Here is a 25,933-nt window from a genome sequence, read left to right as displayed (position 1 = left end):
ATTCCTATACAGAGGCTGCCTTCACAACGGCGGTGCACTTCAGTTCGATCGCGATCGGCGTCGGCAGCGCCGTGATGCCGAGAGTGGTGCGGCAGGGCGCGGTGGCCGGGTCTGGGAAGTATTCGGCCCAGATGGCGTTGTAGGCGCGGAAATCGCGCGCCATGTCAGTGAGATAGACGGTAACGTCGACCAGATCCTCCCAGCGCGCGCCACTGGCTTCCAGGACCGCGCGCACATTGGCGAACACGGCCCGCGTCTGCGCCTCGATGTCGTAGCTCTGCACCCGACCGTCGGCATACAGGACATTGCCCGGAATCTCGTCACTGGCGGGATTGCGCGGGCCGATGCCGGACAGGAACAACAGATCGCCGACGCGCCGCGCGTGAGGGTAGGCACCGACCGGTTTCGGCGCGGCATCGGTGCGAACGACCTGGTTCATGAGAGCTGACTCCTACTCATCGCGCCGCCCCTTCAGCGGGATGGCGGCAAGCGCCTTCAGGTAGGCATCGGCGACTTCGTCGGAACCGGCCACATCGATCGACAGTTCCCGCACGCGGCCGTCGGCGAGGCTGTACACCCAACCGTGCACGGACAGCGTCTGCCCGCGTGCCCAGGCGTCCTGCACGATGGTGGTCTGGCAGACGTTGAGCACCTGTTCGATCACGTTCAGTTCGCACAGGCGCGCATGGCGCAACGATTCCGGTTCCACCTGCGCGAGCAGGCCTTCGTGCTTCTGGATCACGTCGCCGACGTGGCGCAGCCAGTTGTCCGCCAATCCGACGCGGGTGCCGGTCAGCGAGGCGTGCACGCCGCTGCAACCGTAGTGACCGACGATCAGGATGTGTTCCACCTTGAGCAGATCGACCGCGAACTGGATCGTGCTCAAGCAGTTCAGATCGGTATGCACCACCAGGTTGGCGACATTGCGGTGTACGAATACTTCGCCGGGATCGAGTCCGAGAATCTGGTTCGCCGGCACGCGCGAGTCCGAGCAGCCGATCCAGAGATATTTCGGCGACTGTTGCTTCGACAGACGCTCGAAGAAGCCGGGGTCCTCGCGGCGGACGCGCTCGGCCCAGTCGCGGTTGTTGCGCAGCAGGTCTTCGAGAGTGCTCTGAGTGGGGCTGTTCTTGTGGGGTGTGCTCACGTCAAGGAGATTCCAACGTTCTTGGGTTCGGTGAAGAAGCGCATCGCCTCGAATCCACCCTCGCGGCCGAGGCCCGATTGGCCCACGCCGCCGAACGGCGTGCGCAAGTCGCGCATCAGCCAGGTGTTGATCCAGACGATGCCGGCGCGGATGTCGGCGGCGATGCGATGGGCGCGATTGAGATCGCGCGTCCAGATCGACGCGGCCAGGCCGTAGTCGGTGGCATTGGCCAGTCGCAGCGCCGCATCGTCGTCATCGAACGCCTGCAAGGTGACGACAGGGCCAAAGATTTCCTCACGGTTGCTGAGGCTGTCCGGGCCCAGGCCTTCGATTACCGTCGGCGCCACGAACCAGCCGGGGCGGTCGAGTGCCTGGCCGCCGCAGAGCACGTGACCGCCTTCGGCGCGTGCGCGTGCGATGGCCGCCACGACCTTGTCGAAATGCGCCTGCGAGACCAGGGGGCCGAGTCGCGCATCCGAATCCATCGGATCACCGACGCGCAGCGCGAGCACGCGTTCGACGAACGCGTCGCGGAATTCATGATAGATGCCGCGCTCGACCAGGAGGCGCGAGCCGCACAGGCAGATCTGGCCGCTGTTCTGGAATGCGGAACGCACCAAGGTGTCGAGATTGTCGCGCCAATCGCTGTCGGCGAACACGAGCGTCGGATTCTTGCCACCGAGTTCGAGCGACGCCTTCTTCAGCATGGGGCCGGTGATGCCGGCGATGTGGCGGCCAACCGCGGTGCTGCCGGTGAAGGAAACCGCCTTGATCGCTTCGTGCGTGACGATCGCCTCGCCGACGTCCGGTCCCAGGCCGTGCACGATGTTGAGCACGCCGCGCGGAAACTTGATGTCGGAGGCCAGTTCGCCCAGCAGCGTCGCGGTGAGCGGTGTGATCTCGGATGGCTTGGCGACCACGGTATTGCCCGCGGCCAATGCCGGCGCGATCTTCCACGTGAACAGATATAGCGGCAGATTCCACGGCGAGATCGTGCCGACCACACCGAGCGGCTGCCGCAGCGTGTAATTCAGACCGGCCTGACCGTGATGCGATTCGCTGGCGAACTGCGTGGCGGCGTGGGCGAAGAAACGCAGGTTGGAGATCGCGCGCGGGATCTCGACATCACGCGCCAGCGCGAACGGCTTGCCGCCATCGCGCGATTCCGCATGCGCGACATCATCCAGGCGAGCTTCCAGCGCCGTCGCCAATGCTTCCAGCCAATGCGCGCGCTCGCTGTTGGGCAGGCGCGACCATGCGGGAAAGGCGTTTTGAGCGGCCGTGACGGCCTTGGCGACATCCGCCGCGTTTCCGGAGGCGACTTGCGCGTAAGCCTGGCCGGACGCCGGATCGAAGACTTCAAGCCAGCGACCGCTGTCGGAAGCCTGAGCCTTGCCGTCGATCCAGTGGGTCAGTCGCTGCATGTGCCTAGCTTAAAGCACGGCGGTGAACGCTGCGAGGAAGGAAGCCGCGGGCTCCATGACCGTCATCCCAGCGGAAGCTGGGATGACGAGAAGAGGGCGCTTACGTAATCGGCGACAGGCGTCAGATCGAATTCATCCGCCCGCCATCCACGGCCAGGCTGACGCCGTTGATGTAGGCCGCGGCGGGAGAACAGAGGAAAGCGATCACGCCACCGGTCTCCTCGGGGCTGGCGAAACGCCCGGCCGGAACACTGGCTCGCATCGTTGCCAGGACTTCGTCGATCGTCTTGCCGCTCGCGCGGCTGCGATCCTGCACGATCTGCTCGACACGGGCGGTCTCGGTGTAACCCGGCAATACGTTGTTGACAGTGATGCCGTCGCCCGCGAGTTCGCGCGACAGGGTCTTGGCCCAGCTCGCCACCGCGCCACGCGTCGTGTTCGATACGCCGAGGCCCGCGATCGGCTCCTTCACCGAAGTCGAGACCACGTTGACGATGCGTCCCCAGCGCGCCGCGCGCATGCCGGGAAGCACCGACTGCACCAGCACGTGATTGGCGATCAGATGCTTGTTGAAGGCATCGAGATAGGCGTCCGTATCCGCGTCATGAGCCGCTCCGCTGGGCGGTCCGCCGGTGTTGTTGACGAGGATGTGCACGGGCTTTCGCGCCGCCAGCGCCTGCACCTTGGCCCGCAGATCTTCGGTTTGCGAGACATCCACGACCAGCCAACCATGCTGCTGCGTATCGTTGCGGGGCAGGGCGGCGGCCACTGTTTCCAGTACTTCCGCCCGGCGCGCCAGTACCGTGACATCGGCGCCGAGCAGGGCGAGTTCGTGCGCCGCGGCCCGGCCGATTCCTTCGGATGCACCGCAGATCAGGGCGTGCTTGCCGGCAAGATTCAGATCCATGATGTCGCTCCGTTCACTTGGAATCCTCTCCAGTTCGCGGGAGGGCATGTTCGCGCATGAGCGCGGCGACTGCTTTCGCGCCGGCATCCTCGCTTGCGGCAAGCGCATCGGTGACGGCGCGACGATTGGCTTCGGGATGATTCTGGCTGAGCTTGAACTTCAACTCGATGCGCGCGGGCACGAACCGGAACCCGATGATGCCGCGCAACTGCACGCGGTGATCCTCGCGTTCCGGTTCGAAGCGCCAATCGCTGCCCGACAAGGTTTCGAAATGCACGCTCAATCTGTCGACGATATCCGCGAGTCCGGCTTCATCCTCGAACCGTTCGAGCCGGCCCGACAGATGCGCCACCGCGTAATTCCAGGTCGGTACCCGCGCGGCGGGCTCCTTGTCCAGATACCAGCTCGGCGAGACGTAGGCATGCGGACCATGCACGATCATCAACGCGTCTTCCGCATGCAGTGTCTGCGGGTTCGGCTTGGCCCAATGTCCCTCGATCAGGACGGACGTCTCCGTGCGGCGATACAGCACCGGCAGATGGCTGGCGAAGGGCAGGCCGTCGGCGTCGCTGGTGATCAGCGTGACGAAGGGATCGCTGGCGAACAGCGCATCCAGATGATTCAGGTCGGTCGTGGCGAAGGCGCGAGGCGTGTACATGCGGTGTCCGTCAGGCGCGGCTACCCAGCTTCTGCACCATGTGCTCACGCAATTGCTCGTCGTCGCGGGCGCGGGGCGGGGTGATCTCGTCGAGACTGAAGCCGCGTGCGAGCGCGTCCTCCTCGTCGAGGCCGTCGAAGGCGACAAATTCAGCATCCATCAGCGCGGCGCGAGCACTGTCCTCGCTGTCGTAGACCAGGGTGTTGCCGTCACTGTCGAACACCGCCGCGGTACCAGCCTCGCGCACACTCATGCGCGCCCAGACGAGCGTGCGGCCAAGCGTGGCCAGCCACCATTCCACGCGTTCGGATTCGTTCGTGCTCATGTCGATCTCGTTCATGCCGGCAGCACCGTGGACACCAGCCAGAGCAGGCCCGCGCAGACCAATCCGCCCAGGATCGTCATCAACGACAGCCGGGCGGGGGTGGCGAGGCCAGTGAATTGTGGGTCGACGATCTGGCGATAACGTCCGCTCAGCAGCCAGCCGAGCGCGGCTGGCTTCAGGAAAGCGCCTTCTCCGAACCGCGCGCGTACCTCGGCATGCCGGTCGCGCAGATGCACCAGCGCCAGTGGCCAGAAGATCACGAAAGCGCAGGCGCCGGCGATGGCGGCGGCGACGAAGAGCAGGGCGAAGAACAGGATCATGCGTCAATGATCTCAAAAAACAGGGGAGGCCGCGTGTGCTCCGCTGTCGATGAGCGATGCGGGCTTGACCTAGCTGTCGCCTCGATACTCGCCGATCACTTCGATCAAATCGACGATGTTCTCATTCAGCGCTTCCAACTCTTCGGCAGGTACCCACCATTCCGTGTGATGGGCTCCGCCGACTTTATGGATTTCGTGTCGATCCATGAAAGTTTTGCGCACACGGAATCGTGTGACATAACCGACGCCACTGTCCTTGACGTTCCAACGCGAGGCGATTTCGATCGCGTACTGCTCGTTGGTGACCGGATAGAAGATGGGTTGTTCGGGCAAGCGTGGCGGCCAGCGACGGAATCCACTCTGTCTGACCAGTTCCAGCTCTTCCGGCCCGGTCGGTCTGTACATCGTTACGGTGTCGTCCATGCCGCTTCCTTAGAACTCCGCGCTCCCCGGCGCACGCGGATAGGGAATCGCATCCCGAATGTTCGACAACCCGCACACGTACACCACCAGCCGCTCGAACCCGAGTCCGAAGCCGGCATGCGGCACGGTGCCGTAGCGGCGGAAATCGCGATACCAGCCGTAATGCGCGGGATCGAGCCCGAACTGCGCCATGCGCGCATCAAGCACGTCCAGGCGCTCCTCACGCTGCGAACCACCGATGATCTCGCCGATGCCGGGCGCCAGCACGTCCATCGCCGCCACCGTCTTGCCGTCGTCGTTCAGGCGCATGTAGAACGCCTTGATGTGCTCGGGATAGTTGGTGACCACGACCGGGCGGCCGACGTGTTGCTCGGTGAGCCAGCGCTCGTGCTCGGTCTGCAGATCCAGGCCCCATTCCACGGGGAAATCGAACTTCTGTCCGGATTTCTGCAGCAGTGTGACGGCATCGGTGTAATCAATGCGTTCGAACGGAGCGTTGGTGAAGGCTTCCAGACGCGAAATCGCATCCTTCTGCACGCGTTCGGCGATGAAAGCCATGTCGTCACCGCGTTCGGCGAGCACGGCTCGGAACAGGTATTTGAGGAATTCCTCGGCCACGCGCGCGTCCTCGGCCAGATCGGCGAAGGCGATCTCCGGCTCGACCATCCAGAACTCGGCCAGATGGCGCGTGGTGTTGCTGTTCTCGGCGCGGAAGGTCGGGCCGAAGGTGTAGACCTTGCTCAAGCTGAGGCAGTAAGCCTCGACGTTGAGCTGGCCGGACACGGTGAGGAAGGTTTCCTTGCCGAAGAAGTCGCGCGAGAAATCCACCGCGCCGTCCTTGTCGCGGGGCAGGTTGGCCAGATCGAGCGTGGAGACGCGGAACATCTGGCCGGCGCCCTCGGCGTCGGAGGTGGTCACGATCGGCGTGCTGATCCAGTAGTAGCCGTTCTCGTGGAAGAAGCGATGCACGGCCTTGGCCAGGCAGTCGCGGATGCGCGTGACCGCGCCGAACAGGTTGGTGCGCGGACGCAGGTGCGCCACTTCGCGCAGGAATTCCAGCGAATGCGCTTTCGGCTGGATCGGATAGGTTTCCGGGTCTTCCACCCAGCCGACGACTTCGAGCTTCTCGGCCTGGATCTCGAAACTCTGTCCCTGGCCCTGCGAGGCGACCAGGCGGCCGGTGGCGATCACCGCGCAGCCGGCGGTGAGACGCTTCACTTCGTCCTCGTAGTTGGACAGCGTGTTCGGCGCCACCACCTGGATCGGCGCGAAGCAGGAACCGTCGCTGACGTTGACGAAGCTCAATCCGGCCTTGGAGTCGCGCCGGGTCCGAACCCAGCCGCGCACTGTGACTTCGCCGCCTTCCGGCACCTTGCCGGCCAGCGCATGTTCGACGCTCAACGTGGTCATGCCTTGAATTCCTGCGGAACGCACCGATCTGGGAGTCATACAGTCTACCTAAGCCGCAAGGCGTATATTTGGTCGCCATGAGCATCTCTCTCACGCCTGTCGCACTCGAACGCATCAAGGGCTACATCGCCGACACGCCCGGCGCGATCGGCTTGCGCTTCGGTGTCTCGCGCACCGGTTGCTCCGGCTGGGGGTACGTGGTCGATCTGGCCAAGGAAACGCGCCAGGGCGACAGCGTGTCCGAGCAGGACGGCGTGCGTGTCTACGTCGATGCCGACAGCCTGGCCTTGGTCGATGGCACCGAGATCGACTTCCTCAAGCAGGGCCTGAACGAGCAGTTCGTCTTCCGCAACCCGAACGTCGCCGCCGAATGCGGCTGCGGGGAAAGCTTCACCACGGACGCGGATAAAGCCGCCTGACCCCGGCCCGAGGGGCGACTTGCCCCTAAACCATTGATCTCCCATAATATGCGGCTCCCTGTGGCCCAGGCCCTGGGGGGACCTTGCTCCACCGCGTCCATCTCCGGACGGCCGGGGGGCTATCCGGGTCGGCGGTTCCACGGAGCAATCCGATTGGACCCGCAGGCCGAATATCCACAAGGAAACCACAATGCGTCACTACGAAATCGTATTCCTGGTCCATCCGGACCAGAGCGAGCAGGTGCCGGCCATGATCGAGCGCTACAAGGCGCTGGTCGAGGGCGGCGAAGGCAAGATCCACCGCCTCGAGGACTGGGGTCGTCGTCAGCTGGCCTATCCGATCAACAACCTGGTCAAGGCCCACTACGTCCTGTTCAACATCGAAGCCAGCCAGTCCGTGCTCAATGAGCTGGTCGAGCTGTTCCGCTTCAACGACGCCATCCTGCGTCACCTGGTCATGCGTCGCGACGAGGCCGACACCGAGCAGTCGCTGATCATGAAGAACAAGGACGAGAAGGGCGACAAGCCCGAGCGTCGTCGCCGTGACGACGAAGACGAAGGCAAGATCGGCACCGCCGATATCGCCGACGAAGCCGCCGACGAAGCCGCCTGAGGAGCACCGCCATGTCCAAATTCTTCCGCCGCCGCAAGTTCTGCAAGTTCACCGCCGAGGGCGTGAAAGAGATCGACTACAAGGATCTCAATACCCTGCGCCAGAACCTCACCGAGAACGGCAAGATCGTCCCGAGCCGCATCACCGGCACCAAGTCGCGCTATCAGCGCCAGCTCGCCACCGCGGTCAAGCGTGCGCGTTTCCTGGCCCTGATCCCGTACACGGACAATCACAACGTCTAAGCGGGACGGCTCCTTCCGCGAAAGCCCGGTCGTTTCTGGCCGGGTTCTTCAATGCATGAAGGGCTTTTCGCTTTCAAATCCACCCGTCCATTCGGACAGCCACAGTTGCGGCGCCACGCGCCGCTAACGAATCATGCTCATTAGGAGCACGGGAGCATCACCATGGAACTGATCCTGCTGCAGAAAGTCACCAACCTCGGCAACCTGGGCGACAAGGTCAAGGTCAAGCCGGGTTACGGCCGCAACTACCTCGTCCCGCAGGGCAAGGCCGTGCCGGCCACCGCCGCCAACCTGGCCGAGTTCGAAGCCAAGCGCGCCGAATACGAAGCCAAGGCCAAGGCCATCCACGACGGCGCCAACGACCGTCTGGCCAAGCTGGAAGGCGCCAGCGTCACCATCTATGCCAACGCCTCCACCGAGGGCAAGCTGTACGGTTCGGTTGGCCCGCGCGACATCGCCGAGGCGCTGACCAAGGCCGGCACCCCGGTCGAGAAGTCGGAAGTGGTGATGGGCGAAGGCCCGCTCCGCAATGTCGGCGAGTTCGAAGTCGTCGTGCACCTGCACGCTGACGTCGAAACGACCGTCAAGGTGATCGTGGCGCCGGAAGTGGCGTGATCTGAATCACCGTATGAGCGCGTGGCCTTCGCGCCACGGGCTTTACAACCGGGCGCCGAGAGGCGCCCGTTGTTTTTGTCGGCAAGCGCCGGCGCAGGAAATTCCGAGACGGCATCCGTCCAGTCGCAGACGCTGCGATTCCCACCGGTTATCCACAGCGTTATCTGCAACGCTCCAGGCGCCGGGCCGGTACGATGTCGACCTCGCAACACACACGACAACAACAGGATCGCGACGACGATCCGGCAGGCGGGACAGCGCGCAACGTCCCGCCGCAACCGGCATGGGGAGTGACTTCACTGATGAGCGCAAGACCGGGCTTCCGCGGCGATGGGCCCGCCTACCAGGGACGGAGCGACACTCGCATCGAACAGTTGCGCGTGCCGCCACAATCGGTGGAAGCCGAGCAGGCGGTGCTCGGCGGCCTGATGCTGGCGCCGGAAGCCTTCGATCGCATCGCCGATCAGCTCGTTGACGGCGATTTCTATCGCCGCGACCACCAGCTGATCTATCGCGCCATCCGCGAGTTGGCGGAGAAGAACAAACCCTACGACGCGGTGACGCTCGGCGAGTGGTTCGAATCGCAAGGCCTGTCCGAACAGGTCGCCGGCGGCGCCTATCTGATCGAACTGGCCAGCACCACGCCGTCGGCCGCCAACATCGCCGCCTACGCCGAGATCGTGCGCGACAAGGCGGTCCTGCGCCAGCTGATCGAGGTCGGCACCGGCATCGTCAACGACGGCTTCCAGCCGGAAGGGCGCGACAGCAGCGAACTCCTCGCCAAGGCCGAGCAGGAAGTCTTCGCCATCGCCGAGGCCGGCGCGCGCGGGCGCACCGACTTCACGCCGGTCAACAAGGCAATGGCCGAAGCCTTCGACGTGCTGCAGACCCGCTACGCCAATGGCGGCGGCATCACCGGCATGCCGACCGGCTACACCGAATTCGACGAGATGACCGCCGGCCTGCAGCCGACCGACCTGCTGATCCTGGCCGCGCGCCCGTCGATGGGCAAGACCACGCTCGCCCTCAACATGGCCGAGTACGCGGCCATGAAGACCAAGAAAGCGGTGGCGGTGTTCTCGATGGAAATGTCGGCCAGCCAGCTGGCGCTGCGTCTGATCTCCTCGGTCGGCCGTGTCAACGCCACGCGCCTGCGCACCGGCCAGCTCGAGGACGAGGACTGGAGCCGCGTGACCAGCGCGATCCGGCTGCTCAAGGAAACCAAGATCTTCATCGACGACACGCCGGCGCTGTCGCCGGAAGTGCTGCGCGCCAAGGCGCGACGCCTGAAGCGCGAGCACGACCTCGGCCTGATCGTTATCGACTACCTGCAGCTGATGGCTGTGCCGGGCAACAGCGAGAACCGCGCTACCGAAATCTCGGAAATCTCGCGCTCGCTCAAGGCGCTGGCGAAGGAATTGAACGTTCCTGTGATTGCGCTCAGCCAGCTCAACCGCTCGCTGGAAACCCGCACCGACAAGCGCCCGGTCATGGCCGATCTGCGCGAATCCGGCGCCATCGAGCAGGACGCCGACGTGATCATCTTCATTTACCGCGACGAGTACTACAACAAGGAAAACTCGCCGGACAAGGGCTTGGCCGAAGTGATCATCGGCAAGCAGCGTAACGGCCCGACCGGATCGGTGAAGCTGAAGTTCTTCGGCGAGTACACGCGATTCGATAATCTTGCGCACGATTCGGTCGGCAGTTTCGAATAGGTGCGATGAACGCTTCTCCCGAGGATCCCCTCAGCCAACGTCCCAGCCGCATCCGGGTCGATCTCGATCGGTTGTCGCACAACCTGCGCAGTATCCGCGCGCACGTCGGCGTGCCGGTGATGGGAATCGTCAAGGCCAATGCCTACGGGCATGGCCTGGTGCCGGTGGCGCGACACATCCAGGCGCAGGGCGTCGAACAGCTCGGCGTGGCGTTCCTGGAAGAGGGCATTGTGCTGCGTCAGGCGGGGATCACGTTGCCGATCCTGGTCATGGGCGGCATCTTCGGGCGGCAGGCGGTGCAGTTCATCGAGCACGATTTGGAGGTCACTGTCTCCTCGCTGGATAAGTTGCGCCAGATCGAGGCGGCCGCCGAAGCGCTGGGCCGCAAGGCCGTGATCCATCTGAAGATCGACACCGGGATGGAGCGCATCGGCGTGCACAGCTATTCCGCTGCGCCTTTCATCGAGGCGGCGGTGGCGTCGCGATGGTGCGAGCTGAAAGGGATCTACTCGCATCTGGCCTGCGCGGACGATCCAGGCTCACCGATGACCTTGCAGCAGCTGGAACGATTCCAGGAAGCCTGCGCGCACTTCGAGCGCATCGGCGCGCCGATGCCGTTGCGGCATCTGGCCAATTCCGGCGGCATCCTGCATTTCCCGCAGACGCATCTGGACATGGTGCGTCCCGGCATCATGCTGTACGGCGTCCTGCCTGATCCGGTGTCGCGGCGCACGGTGGACGTCAAGCCCGTGCTGTCGCTGACCTCGCAGGTGATCTACTTCAAGGTCGTCAAGGCCGGCAATCCGGTCAGCTACGGCGCCACCTGGGCGCCCACGCGCAACACGCGCGTGGTGACCGTGCCGATCGGTTATGGCGACGGCTATCCGCGCGGCCTGTCCTCGCGCGGGCAGGTGCTGATCCGCGGCCATGCCTATCCGGTGGTCGGGCGCGTGTGCATGGACCAGTTCATGGTCGACATCGGCGACGACAGCGCCTGGAACGAGGACGAGGTGGTGCTGATCGGCGAGCAGGGCGATGCCGCGATCACCGTCGAATCGCTCGCGCAGGCGGCGGGGATGAGTGCCTATGAAGTCCTGGTGGGATTGAACCTGCGCATCCCGCGCGAGTACCGCTATTCCTGACGCGCCCAGTTTTTGGCGTTGACCGCTCCGCCGAAGGCGTGATTCACTCCGGAGACTGCTCCGGGAGGGACGGATGGCCACGGCAAAACCGCGCAAGCGCGCCAATCGCGAAGCTATGTCGCGCGTCGACACCGCCTGGTTGCGGATGGAGCGGGCGACCAATCCAATGATGATCACCGGCGTGCTGATGTTCGAGGAGCAGATGTCGCTCGAACGCTTGAAGCAGGTGATCGACAAGCGCTTCCTGTCCTATTCGCGGTTTCGCCAGAAGGCGGTGGATTCGCCGACGGGCGCGTCCTGGGTCGACGATCCGCATTTCGAGCTGGACTGGCACGTGCAATTGGCGGCATTGACCGGCCGTGGGGACAAGCGTTCCCTCGAACGTTTCGTCAGCCAATTGGCGTCAAGCCCGCTCGACAAGAGCCGGCCGCTCTGGCAATTCCATCTGGTCGAGCGCTATCAGGGTGGCTCGGCACTGGTGGCGCGCCTGCATCACAGCTATGCCGACGGCATCGCCCTGGTGCAGGTGCTGCTCTCGCTCACCGACACCTCCCGCGACGCCGGCAAGGACAAGGCGCTCGTCAAGACTTGGCTGAAGGAGGATGGCGTCGAGGTGGCGCGCCGCGTCGGCGCGGTCGAGCGTTACGCCAAGCTTGGCGGCAAGATGCTGGGGAAGGGCATGGAGGTGATGCAGGATCCGACGCTGGCGGCGATGCTGGCGAAGGAAGGCGGGGAGATCACCCGCGAACTGCTGCAAGCGCTGACCTTGCCGGACGATCCGCCCTCATTGCTGCGCGGCAAGCTTGGCGTGAGCAAACGTGTGGCCTGGGCGCAGCCACTCGATCTGGAAGAAGTGAAAGCGGTCGGCCGCGCCTGCGACTGCACCGTCAACGACGTGCTGATGGCTGCCGCGGCCGGTGCCCTGCGCGACTACATGATCGAGCGCGGCGAGGATGTCGACGGCATCACCCTGCGTGCGACCGTGCCGGTGAACCTGCGTCCGCTGGAGCATGCCAAGAAGCTCGGCAACCACTTCGGCCTGGTCTTTCTCGATCTACCGGTGGGTGAGCCCAATCCGATCCGGCGGCTGGAGCACGTCGCCGAGTGCATGAATCAACTCAAGAGTTCAAGACAAGCCATTGTTGCTTATGGGCTTCTTGCGGCCTTGGGCATGGCTCCTCAAGTAGTACAAGAGCTTGCGCTCGAGCTGTTCAGCCGCAAGGCGACGGCCGTCGCCACCAACGTGCCCGGCCCACAGCAACCTCTGTATCTGGCCGGATGCACGATCCGCGAATTGATGTTCTGGGTGCCGCAGACCGGCTCGATCGGCGTCGGCATCTCGATCATGAGTTACAACGGGCACGTGCATTTCGGCCTGATCGCCGACGCGAAACTCATTCCGGACCCGGACGCGGTGATCCGCCGCTTCGGCACCGAGTTCGACAAACTCTTGTACCTGGCACTGATGGGCAACTGGGACAACGCCCTCAACTCGGTCTCGGCCCAGGCCTTGATCGAATAGGGCGGCTGAACGGGGCGTCACGGCCCCAAATGGGCATTCTGGTTGCCGTCACACTCTGCGCTTGGCGGCGGGTTAGCTTGTGCTCCCCATTCAAGCCCGGCCAGCCCGGACGACGAGGAGAGAGCCATGAAGCGTCTGTTCCCCCAACTCCCCACCACGGCGATCGCGACCGCGCTGGTCGGCACCCTGCTGCTCAGCAGCTGCGCCAGCTACACCGGCCAGACCAATGCGCCCGACGACCCCAACCGCACCCGCACGGGCGCCTTGATCGGTGCCGGCATCGGCGTCGTCGCCGGCCTGCTCAGCGGTGGTGATGCCACCGAACGCCGTCAGCGCGCCCTGGTCGGCGCAGGTGTCGGCGGCCTCGCCGGCGGCGCCATCGGCGCCTATCAGGATCGCCAGGAAGCCGAACTGCGCAGGAAGATGGCCGGCACCGGCGTCGACGTCGTGCGCCAGGGCGACAACATCACCCTCAACATGCCGGGCAACATCACCTTCGGCTTCGACAAGTCCGACATCCAGCCGCAGTTCTATCCGGTGCTCGACAACGTGGCCAGCACGTTGCAGCAGTACAACCAGACCGTGATCGAAGTGGCCGGCCACACAGACAACGTCGGTACCGACGCCTACAACCAGCAGCTCTCGCAGCGTCGCGCCGACGCCGTCGCCGGCTATCTGTCCTCGCGCGGCATCCTGCGCGATCGCATGATCACCGTTGGCGCTGGCAAGACGCGCCCGATCGCCGACAACAGCACGGACGCCGGCCGCGCCGCCAACCGTCGCGTCGAGATCACGCTGGTGCCGGTGCGCAGCTGACGCACGCTTCGAAGCAGATCACGCATGCTTCAAACACGAAGGGCTGCCAATCGGCAGCCCTTCGTGCATTTGGAAATGCCATTTCGAAGTCGGATCTCTGATCCTCCTCGAGGATCAATGCAATCCCGTTTTCCGGTCAAGTCACGAATCCAGCTTCCCAACAGAGACCTCCGTCGCTTGACAGAGCGGCCCCCAGACAGAGACTTTAAGTATCCATGTGGATACAACCCGTCTGGGCGCACTCCGCCTCGACAAGTGGAGGCATCAGCCCTGGGAGGGATGAGTGATGAGCGCTCAGGCGAGGCTGGCGCGATCCGGGCCCCCCTCGGCCGGCCAGCCGGAAACCATCGAGACTCGCTACGACTATGTGATCGTGGGTGGCGGTTCCGCCGGCTGCGTGCTGGCGAATCGCCTGTCCGCCGATCCGGCGCGCCGCGTTTGTCTGGTCGAAGCCGGCAGCCATGCCGAGCGGTTGGTGATCAAGCTGCCGGCCGGCTTCGCGGCGATGCTCCCGTTGCCGTGGCACAATTACGCCTACGAGACGGTGCCGCAGCCGGGCCTCGACGGCCGCCGAGGCTATCAGCCGCGCGGCAAGATTCTGGGCGGCAGCAGTTCGATCAATGCCATGGTCTACGTCCGCGGCCAGGCGGAGGATTACGAGGCTTGGGCCGCCGCCGGTGCGACAGGCTGGTCGTATGCGGACGTGCTGCCGTACTTCATCCAGTCGGAAGACAACGCGCGCGGCGCGGATGACTTTCACGGCATTGGCGGGCCACTGCATGTCGGCGACCCGCGATCGCCCAGCCCCATGAGCCATCGTTTCATCGAAGCCGTGCAAGCCGGTGGCTATCCCCGCAACGGTGACTTCAACGGCGCGCGGCAGGAAGGCGCCGGTATGTACCAGCTCACTCAGAAACATGGGGAGCGCTGGAGCGCGGCTCGCGGATTCCTGCAGCCGGCTTTGGCACGCCGCAATCTCACGGTGCTGACGGAAACGCAGACCTTGCGCTTGTTGATGTCGGGTGATCGCGCGGTGGGCGTCGAGATCGCACAACACGGACACGTGCGGAGACTGGCCGCGGATCAGGGCGTGGTGGTGTGCGCTGGCGTTTTCGGCACGCCGCAGCTCTTGCTGCTATCCGGGATCGGTCCGGCGGACGAGTTGTCGCGGCACGGCATCTCCACCCGGATCAGCTTGCCCGGAGTCGGGGAGAACCTGCAGGACCACATCGACTACACGCTCAACTATCGCTCTTCCAGCCCGGATGTTTATGGGCTCTCCATCGGCTCGGCCTGGCGTCTGCTGCGCGGGATCGGCGAATACCGGCGCGAGCGGCGCGGGCCGTACACGACCAATTTCGTCGAGGCCGCTGCTTTCCTCGGAACGGACGGCATCGGCAAGCGGCCGGACGTGCAGTTGCAGTTCGCGCTTGGCCTGATCGAGGACCATGCGCGCAAGCTGCGCCTGGGACGTGGTTACAGTTGCCACGTCTGCGTGCTGCGCCCACGCAGCCGCGGGCGTGTCGGCCTGCGCTCCGCCGATCCCCGCGAGGCGCCGCTGATCGATCCGCGATTCCTGAGCGAGGAAGATGATGTCCAGAGTTTGTTGCGCGGATTCAAACTGACGCGCGAGATCATGGAATCACCATCGTTCGCGGACGTGCGAGGGAAGGACCTGTATACCGCCGGCGTTCACGCGGATGCCGAACTGATCCGAATCCTGCGCCGCCATTCCGACAGCAACTACCATCCGGTGGGAACCTGCCGCATGGGGAGCGACGAGTCGGCCGTCGTCGATCCGCGACTCAAGCTGCGAGGAATGCGCAATGTGTGGATCGCCGACGCGTCCGTGATGCCGACGCTGATCTCCGGCAACACCAACGCGACCTCGATCATGATCGGCGAGCGTGCGGCGGATTTCATTCTTGCCGACGAGACGATGGCGACATTGCCCGGCTTGCCGTCGGCACAAAAAAGGCCGGAGTCTGAGACTCCGGCCTGATTTGTTCGTCTTTCGACGATGGATGGTGGAGGTGGCGGGAATCGAACCCGCGTCCGAAGGCACTCCATCCCCGGCACTACATGCTTAGCGCTCCGTTAGATCTCGTCCACCGACAGCACGGCGCGCAAAGCGCATCGGCGGACCAGCCTGTTAAAGGTTAACCGGGTCTGACAGGCAGCCCTCCCGGCGATCCCGTGATAGTGACCCTACACCCACGAGCACGGGCACATGTGGGTTCGGGGCTTACGCCTTAAGCGGCGAGAGCGTAGTTGTCGTCGTTGGCAACTATGATTTTGCGGCTGGATTTACGAGGAAAGCTGCCCCCTCGGCATGCGCCAGGCAATTTCGCGACCCCCGTCGAAGCCAGGTGCACCCCCGGGGACAGATCGATTGCTGACATCGCCAGTATAGGGGCGGATCAGGTGGGCGCAAGCGCGCCGGCCGCGGACATTCAGACGGGCCATCTCGGCATCCGCGCTGTCTGTCGGTATGCTGAACGCAATGAGTTCGCAGGCAAGCCCATCGCTCACCTCCGCGCTGCTGCGCGCGCCGACACGCGGTTACGCGCTTCCGGCCCTGGTGCTGCTCTCGTCGCTGCTGCTGGTGTTCCTGTACTGGCGCGGCGCGCAGCAAAGCGAACTGCGTGCCGCATACGCCGAATTCGTATCGGAAACCGAAGGCATCACCAAACTGCTGCGGCAGCGGCTGCTGAACTACGAGCTGGTGATCCGCGGTGGCGTGTCGCTGTTCGCGTCGGTGGAGCGCCCGAGCGCCGCGCAATGGAAGGACTACGTCGACGGCCTGGACATCGACAAGCATTTCCCCGCGCTGGCGGGACTGGGCTTCGTGCCTTATCTGGACCAGGGCGAACTGCGGGCGCTGCAGCAGGCGATGCGCGAGACGGGGGAAGGGCCGTTGGTGATTCGGCCCGAGGGCGTGCGCAATCGCTATGGTCCCTTGCTCTATCTGCAACCGTCGATTCCTTCCAACCGCGAGGCGATCGGCTACGACATGTTCTCCGAGCCGGCGCGCAAGGCGGCGATGGCGGGCGCGGCCGAATCTGGCGCGGCGCGCATGACGCAACCCGTGCAGCTGATGCCGGCGACGCGCTGGTCGGCACCGGGGTTGATGCTGTACGTGCCGGTCTATCGTGGACAAACCCCGAAGACGGTGGCGCAGCGCTGGCAAGCGTTGCAGGGCTGGGTGTGCATGCCGCTGGACACGCGTGCGTTCATCGATGAGATCCTGCGCACCACGCCCGGCCGCATCGGGCTGACGATTTCGGATGCGGCCAACAACGGGCAGCAGGTCTATCCCGGCGTTCCCACGGGTGACAAGGGCACGCCGCTGTTCGAGCGCACCACCGAACTCGACGTCTATGGGCGCCATTGGCAGCTGCATTTCAGTTCCGAGGCGCAGGGCGGCTTGCTGGCCGGCCCTCCCGAACTGCTTGCAGTGCTGATCATCGGCGTGATCGCCTCGCTGCTGCTCTCCGGCATCACGCTGGCGCTGGCGCGCACCGAGTCGATGGCGCAGCTGAAAGCCGCGCAGATGAGCGAATCCTACCGGCGCAGCGAATTGCGCTTCCGCAACGCGATGCGCTATTCGGCCAGCGGCAAGGCCTTGCTCGACCACAACGGCACGATCGTGGAAGCGAATCCGTCGCTCGCCACGATCCTGGGCAGCACGCCCGAACTGCTGGTCGGCGAACTGTTCACGCGCCGCTTCGTCGGCGGGCAGGACGAGGTCAGCGATGGCTGGACGCCGGGGCAGGGCGTCCGCCGCATCATGCGCAGGCTGCACCGCATGGATGGCGAGGTGCGCGACTTGCAGCTGACCTACGCGCCTGTGCCGGGCAACATCGGCCAGGACGTGGCCAGTCTGGTGGAAGTCGAGGATGTGACCGAACGCCTGCGCGCGCAGGCGCAGGAACAGGCGCTCAATCGCCTCCTGGAGGCGCGCGTGGCGATGCGCACGCGCGAGCTCACGCACGCGAACCAGGAACTGGAGTCGTTCGCGTACAGCGTCTCGCACGACCTGCGCACGCCGCTGCGCAGCATCGAAGGCTTCAGCCGCCTGCTGGCCGAACGCTACAGCGATCGTGTCGACAGCGAAGGGCGCGATTACCTCGCGCGCGTACGCAACGCCGCCGGGCGCATGGACGAACTGATCGAAGCGCTGCTGCGCATGTCGCGCGTCAGCCGCAGCACGCTGACCTGGGCCACGCTGGATCTTTCACTCATCGCGCACGATGTGATCGGAGAACTGCGCGAGGCCGATCCGCAACGTCAGGCCCTCGTCGAGATCGAGCCTGGATTGCAGGCGACCGGCGATGCCGCGCTGGTGCGCAACCTGCTGCAGAACCTGCTCGACAACGCCTGGAAATTCACCAGCGGCCGCGAAAAAGCCCACATCGTTTTCGGCAGGGGCGCGCAGCACGCGGAACAGGTCGAGTTCTTCATTCGCGACAACGGCGCGGGCTTCTCGCCCGAATACGCCGGCAAACTGTTCCGGCCGTTCCAGCGCCTGCACAGCCAGCAGGAATTTCCGGGCTACGGGATCGGTCTCGCATCGGTGCGGCGCATCATCGAGCGACATGGCGGCACGATCCGCGCCGAGAGCAAACTGGGCGAGGGCGTCACGTTCTGGTTCACGTTGCCGAAGAAAGGCGCGCGCACGGAAGACTGAGCGCCGGGCTTCTCTGGTTCAAGCGTCCTTGTTGTGCCGGCGCAGCAGCCGCTGCTTCTCGCGAGCCCAGTCGCGCTCCTTGCTGGCCTCGCGCTTGTCGTGCGCCTGCTTGCCCTTGGCCAGGGCGAGCTCGGCCTTGATGCGGTTGCCTTTCCAGTACAGCGCCGTGGGCACGAGGGTGTAGCCGTCGCGCTGGACGCGGCCGATCAGCGTGTCGATCTCGCGCCGGTGCAGCAGCAGCTTGCGGGTGCGGCGCTCGTCGGTGACCACGTGCGTGGACGCCGAGATCAGCGGCGTGATCTGCGAACCGAACAGGAACAGTTCGCCGCCACGCACCACCGCATAGCTTTCGCCGATGTTGGCGCGGCCGGCGCGGATCGATTTCAGCTCCCAGCCCTGCAAGGCCAGGCCGGCTTCGTACCGCTCCTCGATGTGGTATTCGTGGCGCGCGCGCTTGTTCAGCGCCACGGTGCCGCCGCCGTTTGCCTTATTCTTGTCGCCTTTCTTTGCCATTGCGGAATTGTCCCATGCCGGCAGGAGCGAGTGGGAACGGACCGCTCCTTCTGCCCCTGGCCGCTTCCCGTCTGATTACTACTGTCCATGCCCACGATCCAGCGCAGCGCCCTCGTCGAACACTCCGCCGCCCGCATGTTCGCCCTCGTCAACGATGTGGCCGCCTATCCGCGCCGTTTCGAATGGTGCGAAGCCGCCGAGATCCTGGAATCGGACGAAACACGCCTGGTCGCGCGGCTCGACCTCGGATTCGGTGCCCTGCGTACCTGGTTCACCACCGAGAACACGCTGTCGCCCCCGCACCACATCGATATGGCGCTGCGTGACGGACCCTTCAAGCGGCTCCACGGCCGCTGGCAGTTCCATGTGCTGGACGAATGCGCCTGCAAAGTGACGCTGACGCTGGACTTCGAACCGCAAAACCGGCTGCTCGGCCCCGCGTTGACGCTGGGCTTCCAGGGGCTGGCCGATCGCATGGTCGACGACTTCGTGCGCGTGGCGGACCGTGAAGACGCGTGCAGGGGCGAGGAGGCGTGAGCATCCGCGTGCAGGTCGTGCAGGCCTGGCCGCGACACCAGCAGGCGGTCGAGATCGTGCTGACGGCGGATGCCACCATCGCCGATGCGATCGCCGCCAGCGGGTTCGATACGACCGGAATCGAGGGCTATGCGATTCACGGAGAACGCGCCGATGCCGGCCGCACACTGCGCGAAGGTGATCGCGTGGAATTGCTGCGCGCCTTGCAGGCCGATCCGAAGCAGGCGCGACGCCGCCGCGCGATGCAGCGCAAGGAACAGGGCTAGGGCAGGGACGCCAGAGAGCGTCGGTCGGCGCTATTCGACGAGAAATCTCGGTTCAGAGGCCCCGGCTCAGCGGCCGCGGCCCTTTTTCTTGTCCTTGGGCAGATTCGGGCCGAAGGCCTGGCGCAGATCCTTGGACAGTTTTTCGTCCTGCTCCGGGAAGTAGTCGCCGTCCCATTTCGCCAGCGCGTCGTTCTCGAAATACAGCGTCAGGTTCTTGACTTCGGCACGACCGATGCGGCCGGTGCGCTGCGAGGTGGTGTAGTCCCAGCGCTGGTTGTGGAACGGGTCGGAGACCGACGGCGATCCCAGCAATGTGATCACCTGCTGTTTGCTCATGCCGACCTGCAGCTGGTCGACGGCGGTCTTTTCCAGCAGGTTGCCCTGATAGATCGGCTGTCGATACAGGATGCCGCAGCCGGAGGTGATCAAGGTGAGGAGAGCGAGGATCAGGAACTTGCGCATGAATGGGCAGGCGAAGGAAATCTCGCCGATGATACACTCCCCGAGACCGCCGCGACCCACTCCACAGGCAGCTGGCGCTAAACCGTCAGTGAATGGAGACTCTCCATGGAATCGCAAGAATTACGCAAGGTGGGGCTGAAGGTGACGCATCCGCGAATGCGCATCCTCGAACTGCTCGAGCAGAAAACCGCCCGCCACCACTTCACAGCCGAGGACATCTACAAGCAGCTGCTGGACAGTGGCGACGAGATCGGCCTGGCCACCGTCTATCGCGTCCTTACGCAGTTCGAGGCCGCCGGACTGGTGCTGAAGCACAACTTCGAGGGCGGCACGGCCGTCTATGAGCTCGACCGTGGCGGTCACCACGACCACATGGTCGACATCGACACCGGCAAGATCATCGAGTTCGAAAGCACCGAGATCGAGAAGCTGCAGCGGGAAATCGCCGAGAGGCACGGCTACGTGCTCGAGGAACACTCCCTCGTCCTGTACGTGCGCAAGAAGCGATAACCGCCGGCAGGCATCGCCGCCGGCGGTACCCCGAGGGTCTTTTCGATCACTGCACCGTGCAGGTCAGCTTGAAGGCCAGGAGGCTCCCGGCGCTCATCGAGGGGATCAGCACACCGCCGTTCTGCAGGTTGGCCACGGACAATTGGCCGGCTCCCGCGCCCTCGGTAGGGCAGGTCGCCGCCCCCGAACCTCTGGATTCGCAGTTGGGCGTGGGGCCGAGCACGCAGCCTGTGAGATTGGGCGACGGATTGGGGTCCTTCAGCACGGCGTTGGCGACAGCCATTGGCCCTGCATTGCTGACGAGGATTTCATAGGTGCTGGTGGTCCCGCGCACCACGGTGTCGCCGCTCAGGTCACTCGCGCCGGAAGCCGGCGTATTGGTCTTGGTGAGCGAGAGATCGGTGATGTTGCGGGTGTTGGTGTAGTCGCAACGGTAGCTGCCCGAGGGCGTGATGGCCGATGCCGGAATGGTCACCGCGCCATTCGCGTCGATCGTCGCCACCGTCGTGCCGCTGACAGTATCGATGCAGCTTCCGCTCACGCTCCAGCCAGCCGGCACCGTTTCGGTGACGGTAACGTCGCTGGCCGCATTGGCGATGAAGCGGGTCGGGCTGGCGACGAAGGTGTTTTGCACGGTCGTGGTCAAGGTCTCGGTGGCCACGCTTGCATTGTTCAATGCGTAATCGAAGGTGCCGACGGCGTTGATCGTGCGTTTGCGGATCACGAGCGCGGGCTGGGCGAGCGACATCGTCAGGCCGTAGCCGTCGCCTCGATCGTTGAGGTCATTGCGGTCGTACCAACGCAGCGTGATCGAACTGTAAGTGCCGTTGGCCTGCACGGAACCGCAGGCACCGGTGGGATTGGTGCCGTCGGGAGCCTGACAACCGTTCTGGTTGGCTTCCACCCAACTGTTGTTGAGCGCGTAGGTGCCCGGCGCATCCACTGTCAGCCCGCTGGTCGTGAGACGGGGGTTGCCCGAAAGCAGCGTCATCGTGTTGCCCGCGCCGAGCACGAAGGTCGGACGACCGTTATCGAGATTCGCGAAGTGGAATTTGGGATTTTCCACCGGCGCGTTGAAGGTGATGGTCCAGGTCTGCACTGGCGTGCTGACGACGCAGCCGCCGACCCCGCCGATTCTGTCCACCACCGCGGCGAGCCAGTTCTGGCTGGCCAGTGGTGGCGTGGGCGTGAACCAGGTCCCGGGGAAATTGGCGCCGGTCGGCGTTCCCGTGCCGAAAAACCGGTTGTTGACGGCGGTCGTGCAGGCGGCGCGCGTCATGGTGATCGTGCCGCTCGGATTGCCCGCGAAATTGAAGGTGGTCGCGGTCTCGCTGCTCGGACTGAACGTGGCGAACGTTTCTCGCGCCTGTCCCGAGGCGGTGTTGGAGGCCAAAAGCAGGCCCATGAAAGCCGAGACGCAAGGCAGCAGCGCCCGTCGCGGCGCGCGAAAACACCGAAGTTTCCTCATAAATCCCCTGTTTGGTGGCGTCCCTGTTACCAGTGACTTGTTGCTTCCCCGAAAGCCAGTGTGACTGACGTCACATCAAGTCTTCGTGATGAAAGAAGCAGGCCTGCGAGACGGCCCTCAGGGTGGGGCGATGAGGATTCGCAGAAGAAGGGAATCCAGCCCTTCGCGTCATCCGGCGTCCCGCAACAGGCGTTTCGCCGCCGCGCGTGCCTCGCTGCTGACTTCGACGCCGCCGAGCATCCGTGCCAGTTCTTCCTGCCGCTGCTTGGCGTCGAGCAATTGCACCGCGCTCTGGGTGACGCCGGACGCCACGGCCTTGCTGACGCGATAGTGGGCATGACCTTGCGCGGCGACCTGCGGCAGATGCGTCACGCACAGGGCCTGGCGCTTGTCGCCGAGCGCGCGCAGCTTCTGGCCGACGATCTCGGCGACCGCGCCGCCGATGCCGGAATCGACTTCGTCGAACACCATCGTCGGTACCGCGTCCGAGCCGAGCGCGGCGACTTCGATGGCCAGCGAGATGCGCGACAGTTCGCCGCCCGAAGCCACCTTGCGCAACGCGCGCGGGGGCTGGCCGGCGTTCGCCGACACCAGGAACTCGACCCGTTCGGCACCCTGTGGATCAGGGCGGCTTTCCGTCAACGGTTCCAGCGTGACCTCGAAGCGGCCGCCGCCCATGCCGAGTTCGGAAATCAGCGCCGAGGTCTTCGTCGACAGCGTCTTCGCGGCCTTTGCCCGCGCCTTGCTCAAGGTATCCGCGGCCTTGCGCCAATCGGCGGTGGCGGCCTGGATTTCACCATCAAGCACCTGCAGGCGGACGCCGGCATTGCGCAGGTTCTCGAACTCTTGCGCCATGGCGTCACGGTGCGCGGCCAAACCCTCCGGCGTGACACGATGCTTGCGGGCGAGATCGTGGATGCGCGACAGCCTGCCTTCCAGTTCGTCGAACTGCGCCGGATCGAGATCAAGATCGGCGCGCACGCGATCGAGCAGCACCGCGGCTTCATCGATCTGGATGGCCGCGGCTTCCAGCATCGCGTCCACCTCGGCCAGGCGCGGTTCGTGTTCCTGCACGCGCGCCAGTTCATTGCGCAGTTGTTGCAACTGTTGCGGCAAAGCCGGCGATTCGTCGCCGCCGAGCCGGGCGAGGGCGCTCTCGCAGGCGGCGATCAAGCCGGCGGCGTGGGCATGGCGGCGATGCGTGGCATTGAGTTCGGCGATCGCTTCGGGCGCCAGCGATTCGCGTTCGAGTTCGTCGAGTTGATGACGCAGCCAGGCGCTGCGTTCGGACACGTCACCGGTCTTGGAGAGCGTGTCGCGCTCGCGCAGCAGGCCGCTCCAACGGCGTGAAGCGGCACCCACCTGCGCCAGCGCGGCATCGTGGCCGCCGAAGGCATCGAGCAGGGCGAGCTGGCTCGGCTTGGACAGCAGCGCCTGATGTTCGTGCTGGCCGTGGATCTCGACCAGGCACGCGGCCAGTTCCGCCAGTTGCGTCAACGAAGCCGGACGGCCGTTGATCCAAGCGCGCGAACCGCCGTCGGCGCGCAGGGTACGGCGCAGCTGGCAGGCATCGCCGTCATCGAGTTCCTGTTCGCGCAGCCAGGCCCGCGCCGCTGGCGCGTCGCCGAGGTCGAATTCGGCGTGCAGTTCGGCGCGCTCGCTGCCATGCCGCACCATGCCGCTGTCGGCACGCTGGCCGGACAGGAAGCCCAGCGCGTCCACCAATAGCGACTTGCCGGCGCCGGTTTCGCCGGAAATGACGGTCAACCCTGGGCCGAATTCCAGTTCGCTCGCCGTGACGACGGCGAAATCCTTGATGGCGAGACGTATGAGCATGCTGCACTAGTGTGCCGTGCGGCCCCGCAGCATGTCATCGGGGAGACGCAAGGCTTGCGACTTGGCGAAGGCGGGCTTATATCGTCAGCGACCCGACCGGACAGCCCGAGCTCTTGAGCGAAGTTCGCAAGATGACCCGTTCCCCAGACCGCGATCCGACGCTCGATCCGCGTGCGCGCCAGCTGCTGCGCACTCTGATCGCGCGCCACATCCGCGACGGCGAGCCGGTCGGCTCGCAAACGCTGGCGCGGCATGCCGGGCTCGATGTCAGTCCGGCGACGATCCGCAACATCCTCTCCGACCTGGAGGAAATCGGCCTGCTGTCGGCGCCGCACACCTCCAGCGGACGCGTGCCGACGCCGCAGGGCTACCGCGTCTTCGTCGATTCGCTGCTGCAGGTGCGGCCGCTGCCGGATAGCGAGGTCGCGCGCCTGAAGAACGAACTGCCGGCCGGCAGCGGCACCCAGTCGCTGCTCGGCAGCGCCTCGGAACTGGTCTCGGCGATGACGCATTTCGTCGGCGTGGTCAGCGTGCCGCGACGCGAGCAGTTCGCCTTCCGCCACATCGATTTCGTACCGCTCGACGGCAAGCGGGTGATGGCGATCCTGGTGTTCGCCGACAACGACGTGCAGAACCGCATCGTCGAGCCGCGCCGCGTTTTCGATCCGGGCGAACTGGAGCGCGTGGCCAATTACCTCAACGTCAATTTCGCCGGCCGTCCGCTGTCCGAGATCCGCTCCACGCTGCTGCACGAGATGCGGGTGGCGCAGAACGAGATGGAGAGCCTGCTCTCGCACACGGTCGAACTGGCCGAGCAGGTGCTGGCGCCGGAGGTGATCGACCGCGGCAACGACGACATGGTCGTCGCCGGCCAGACGCGCCTGATCGGCGTGCAGGACCTGTCCGACCTCGACCGCCTGCGCGACCTGTTCGAAGCCTTCGCCCGCAAGCGCGAGATCCTGCAATTGCTGGAGCGCACCGTGCGCGCCCCCGGCGTGCGCATCTTCATTGGTGAGGAAACCGGACTGGCGCCGCTGGAAGGCGTCTCGCTGGTCACGGCGCCGTATGCCGCCGGCGGACGCGTGCTGGGCGTGCTCGGGGTGATCGGCCCCACGCGCATGGCCTACGATCGCGTCATCCCGGTCGTGCAGGCGACGGCGGAAGTGCTCGGGGCGGCGCTGGGCGAGGATCGGGGTTGAACCAGGGTTGAAACGGGAGCGGCGGGCCCCATAGCTAAGCCCGGCCGGCACATATCGCCGGTTCTCCCTTCTCCCCACGGGAGAAGGTGCCCCGAAGGGGCGGATGAGGGCGGGTGAATTCCAACCCACGGGAACGTTTCCAGACGAGTCGTTCTCTCGCCCTCATCCGGCGCTGCGCGCCACCTTCTCCCGGCGGGAGAAGGAAAAAAGCAACCTCGACTGGATATGCAATGACCACAGAACCGCAGTTCGACCCCAATGCCCAGACGGCCCCGGAAGCCGACACCCAGGCCGACGTCATCGAGGCGCTGAAGGCCGAGATCGAGCAACTGCGCGCGCAGTTCCTGCTCGAACGCGCCGATCTGGACAACCAGCGCAAGCGCCTAGCCCGCGACATCGAGGTCGCCCGCAAATTCGCCAACGAGCGCCTGCTCGCCGACCTGCTGCCGCTGTTCGACAGCATGGAAGCCGGCCTGGCCGCGGCGGCCGAATCCGACCCGCTGCGCGAAGGCCTCGAGCTGACCCTGAAGCAATTGCACCGCATCGCCGAGAACAATGGCCTCACCGAAGTCGCGCCGCTGGCCGGCGACACCTTCGACCCGGAAAAGCATCAGGCCATGAGCCTGGTCGAGGCACCGAACGTGCCGCCGGGCGCGGTCGCGCAGCTGTTCCAGAAGGGCTATCTCCTCAACGAGCGCCTGTTGCGTCCGGCGCTGGTGGTGGTGGCCAAGCACGACTGAATGAACGCAAC

27 protein-coding genes, 1 other RNA gene and 1 pseudogene are annotated in these 25,933 nt (G+C 65.1%); 15 read left to right on the top strand and 14 right to left on the bottom strand.

The window, feature by feature from the left end; genetic code table 11:
* Window positions 1-4: 4 nt before the first annotated feature.
* The 9 genes and pseudogenes from LG367_RS06300 to asnS all read right to left on the bottom strand — a co-directional run bounded on the left by LG367_RS06300 (window position 5) and on the right by asnS (window position 6,614).
* Window positions 5-439 carry a RidA family protein gene (locus LG367_RS06300; protein WP_226468369.1) on the bottom strand — a complete coding sequence of 145 codons (435 nt, stop codon included), beginning with the start codon at window positions 437-439 and terminating at the stop codon, window positions 5-7.
* 12 nt (window positions 440-451) lie between these two features.
* Complete coding sequence (gene can, locus LG367_RS06295; RefSeq protein WP_226468368.1) at window positions 452-1,147, bottom strand: carbonate dehydratase; 696 nt, start codon at window positions 1,145-1,147, stop codon at window positions 452-454.
* Window positions 1,144-2,571 (bottom strand): aldehyde dehydrogenase, encoded by a 1,428-nt coding sequence (locus LG367_RS06290; protein WP_226468367.1) that lies wholly within the window; start codon window positions 2,569-2,571, stop codon window positions 1,144-1,146. The genes can and LG367_RS06290 overlap by 4 nt, the downstream gene beginning before the upstream one ends.
* Window positions 2,572-2,692: 121 nt before the next feature.
* Window positions 2,693-3,478: an SDR family oxidoreductase gene (locus LG367_RS06285; protein WP_226468366.1), complete on the bottom strand. Its 786-nt coding sequence runs from the start codon at window positions 3,476-3,478 to the stop codon at window positions 2,693-2,695.
* 13 nt (window positions 3,479-3,491) lie between these two features.
* A complete protein-coding gene (locus LG367_RS06280) occupies window positions 3,492-4,136 on the bottom strand; it encodes an FMN-binding negative transcriptional regulator (protein WP_226468365.1) in 645 nt (214 codons plus the stop codon).
* A gap of 10 nt (window positions 4,137-4,146) precedes the next feature.
* Window positions 4,147-4,476, bottom strand: a complete 330-nt coding sequence (locus LG367_RS06275; protein WP_226468364.1) for a hypothetical protein — start codon at window positions 4,474-4,476, stop codon at window positions 4,147-4,149.
* On the bottom strand, window positions 4,473-4,781 hold the full coding sequence (locus LG367_RS06270) for a hypothetical protein (RefSeq protein WP_226468363.1): 309 nt from the start codon (window positions 4,779-4,781) through the stop codon (window positions 4,473-4,475). The genes LG367_RS06275 and LG367_RS06270 overlap by 4 nt, the downstream gene beginning before the upstream one ends.
* A 69-nt stretch (window positions 4,782-4,850) precedes the next feature.
* Window positions 4,851-5,239 (bottom strand): annotated as a pseudogene (locus LG367_RS06265) (ADP-ribosylation/crystallin J1).
* Entirely contained in the window at window positions 5,214-6,614 is a 1,401-nt protein-coding gene (gene asnS, locus LG367_RS06260; RefSeq protein WP_226468361.1) for an asparagine--tRNA ligase, read from the bottom strand. The pseudogene LG367_RS06265 and the gene asnS overlap by 26 nt, the downstream one beginning before the upstream one ends.
* Before the next feature lie 77 nt (window positions 6,615-6,691).
* On the opposite strand from asnS, the gene LG367_RS06255 reads away from it, so the two are divergent.
* From LG367_RS06255 to LG367_RS06215, 9 genes are all read left to right on the top strand, one after another.
* Window positions 6,692-7,033 carry a HesB/IscA family protein gene (locus LG367_RS06255; RefSeq protein ID WP_226468360.1) on the top strand — a complete coding sequence of 114 codons (342 nt, stop codon included), beginning with the start codon at window positions 6,692-6,694 and terminating at the stop codon, window positions 7,031-7,033.
* 190 nt (window positions 7,034-7,223) lie between these two features.
* Window positions 7,224-7,646 (top strand): 30S ribosomal protein S6, encoded by a 423-nt coding sequence (rpsF, locus tag LG367_RS06250; protein ID WP_226468359.1) that lies wholly within the window; start codon window positions 7,224-7,226, stop codon window positions 7,644-7,646.
* 11 nt (window positions 7,647-7,657) lie between these two features.
* Entirely contained in the window at window positions 7,658-7,888 is a 231-nt protein-coding gene (gene rpsR, locus LG367_RS06245) for a 30S ribosomal protein S18 (RefSeq protein ID WP_096208774.1), read from the top strand.
* Window positions 7,889-8,050: 162 nt separating this feature from the next.
* Window positions 8,051-8,503 (top strand): 50S ribosomal protein L9, encoded by a 453-nt coding sequence (gene rplI / locus LG367_RS06240; protein ID WP_226468358.1) that lies wholly within the window; start codon window positions 8,051-8,053, stop codon window positions 8,501-8,503.
* A gap of 302 nt (window positions 8,504-8,805) precedes the next feature.
* Window positions 8,806-10,221 (top strand): replicative DNA helicase, encoded by a 1,416-nt coding sequence (locus tag LG367_RS06235; protein WP_226468357.1) that lies wholly within the window; start codon window positions 8,806-8,808, stop codon window positions 10,219-10,221.
* Window positions 10,222-10,226: 5 nt separating this feature from the next.
* A complete protein-coding gene (gene alr / locus LG367_RS06230; RefSeq protein ID WP_226468356.1) occupies window positions 10,227-11,363 on the top strand; it encodes an alanine racemase in 1,137 nt (378 codons plus the stop codon).
* Window positions 11,364-11,436: 73 nt separating this feature from the next.
* Complete coding sequence (locus LG367_RS06225) at window positions 11,437-12,885, top strand: WS/DGAT/MGAT family O-acyltransferase (RefSeq protein WP_226468355.1); 1,449 nt, start codon at window positions 11,437-11,439, stop codon at window positions 12,883-12,885.
* 126 nt (window positions 12,886-13,011) lie between these two features.
* Window positions 13,012-13,701, top strand: coding sequence for a YiaD family glycine zipper/OmpA-like lipoprotein (locus tag LG367_RS06220; protein WP_226468354.1), 690 nt, complete (start codon window positions 13,012-13,014; stop codon window positions 13,699-13,701).
* Between the two features lie 286 nt (window positions 13,702-13,987).
* Entirely contained in the window at window positions 13,988-15,703 is a 1,716-nt protein-coding gene (locus tag LG367_RS06215) for a GMC family oxidoreductase (protein WP_226468353.1), read from the top strand.
* A 23-nt stretch (window positions 15,704-15,726) separates the two neighbouring features.
* Here LG367_RS06215 and ssrA read toward each other — a convergent pair.
* Window positions 15,727-16,080: a transfer-messenger RNA gene (ssrA, locus tag LG367_RS06210) on the bottom strand.
* 124 nt (window positions 16,081-16,204) lie between these two features.
* Between ssrA and LG367_RS06205 the strand changes: the two genes are divergently transcribed.
* Entirely contained in the window at window positions 16,205-18,391 is a 2,187-nt protein-coding gene (locus LG367_RS06205) for a CHASE domain-containing protein (protein WP_226468352.1), read from the top strand.
* Window positions 18,392-18,409: 18 nt separating this feature from the next.
* Here the strand turns inward: LG367_RS06205 and smpB are convergent, their stop codons facing one another.
* Window positions 18,410-18,904 (bottom strand): SsrA-binding protein SmpB, encoded by a 495-nt coding sequence (gene smpB, locus LG367_RS06200; protein ID WP_226468351.1) that lies wholly within the window; start codon window positions 18,902-18,904, stop codon window positions 18,410-18,412.
* Between the two features lie 87 nt (window positions 18,905-18,991).
* On the opposite strand from smpB, the gene LG367_RS06195 reads away from it, so the two are divergent.
* Together LG367_RS06195 and LG367_RS06190 are read left to right on the top strand one after the other, a co-directional pair.
* Window positions 18,992-19,441: a type II toxin-antitoxin system RatA family toxin gene (locus LG367_RS06195; protein WP_226468350.1), complete on the top strand. Its 450-nt coding sequence runs from the start codon at window positions 18,992-18,994 to the stop codon at window positions 19,439-19,441.
* Window positions 19,438-19,707, top strand: coding sequence for an RnfH family protein (locus tag LG367_RS06190; protein WP_319004006.1), 270 nt, complete (start codon window positions 19,438-19,440; stop codon window positions 19,705-19,707). The genes LG367_RS06195 and LG367_RS06190 overlap by 4 nt, the downstream gene beginning before the upstream one ends.
* Before the next feature lie 66 nt (window positions 19,708-19,773).
* Here the strand turns inward: LG367_RS06190 and LG367_RS06185 are convergent, their stop codons facing one another.
* Window positions 19,774-20,169: an outer membrane protein assembly factor BamE gene (locus tag LG367_RS06185; RefSeq protein WP_226468349.1), complete on the bottom strand. Its 396-nt coding sequence runs from the start codon at window positions 20,167-20,169 to the stop codon at window positions 19,774-19,776.
* Window positions 20,170-20,274: 105 nt separating this feature from the next.
* On the opposite strand from LG367_RS06185, the gene fur reads away from it, so the two are divergent.
* Window positions 20,275-20,679, top strand: a complete 405-nt coding sequence (gene fur, locus LG367_RS06180; RefSeq protein ID WP_226468348.1) for a ferric iron uptake transcriptional regulator — start codon at window positions 20,275-20,277, stop codon at window positions 20,677-20,679.
* A gap of 46 nt (window positions 20,680-20,725) precedes the next feature.
* Here fur and LG367_RS06175 read toward each other — a convergent pair whose 3' ends face one another.
* Together LG367_RS06175 and recN are read right to left on the bottom strand one after the other, a co-directional pair.
* Window positions 20,726-22,084 carry a prealbumin-like fold domain-containing protein gene (locus LG367_RS06175; protein ID WP_226468347.1) on the bottom strand — a complete coding sequence of 453 codons (1,359 nt, stop codon included), beginning with the start codon at window positions 22,082-22,084 and terminating at the stop codon, window positions 20,726-20,728.
* A gap of 231 nt (window positions 22,085-22,315) precedes the next feature.
* A complete protein-coding gene (gene recN / locus LG367_RS06170) occupies window positions 22,316-23,983 on the bottom strand; it encodes a DNA repair protein RecN (protein ID WP_226468346.1) in 1,668 nt (555 codons plus the stop codon).
* Window positions 23,984-24,114: 131 nt separating this feature from the next.
* On the opposite strand from recN, the gene hrcA reads away from it, so the two are divergent.
* Entirely contained in the window at window positions 24,115-25,182 is a 1,068-nt protein-coding gene (hrcA, locus tag LG367_RS06165) for a heat-inducible transcriptional repressor HrcA (RefSeq protein WP_226468345.1), read from the top strand.
* Window positions 25,183-25,412: 230 nt separating this feature from the next.
* Window positions 25,413-25,922, top strand: a complete 510-nt coding sequence (gene grpE / locus LG367_RS06160; protein WP_264179799.1) for a nucleotide exchange factor GrpE — start codon at window positions 25,413-25,415, stop codon at window positions 25,920-25,922.
* Window positions 25,923-25,933 lie beyond the last annotated feature (11 nt).

The organism is Luteimonas panaciterrae (assembly GCF_020511115.1).
Classification (GTDB): domain Bacteria; phylum Pseudomonadota; class Gammaproteobacteria; order Xanthomonadales; family Xanthomonadaceae; genus Luteimonas; species Luteimonas panaciterrae.
Note: the sequence above shows the minus strand (reverse complement) of the source record. Positions and strands in the feature narration are given on the sequence as shown.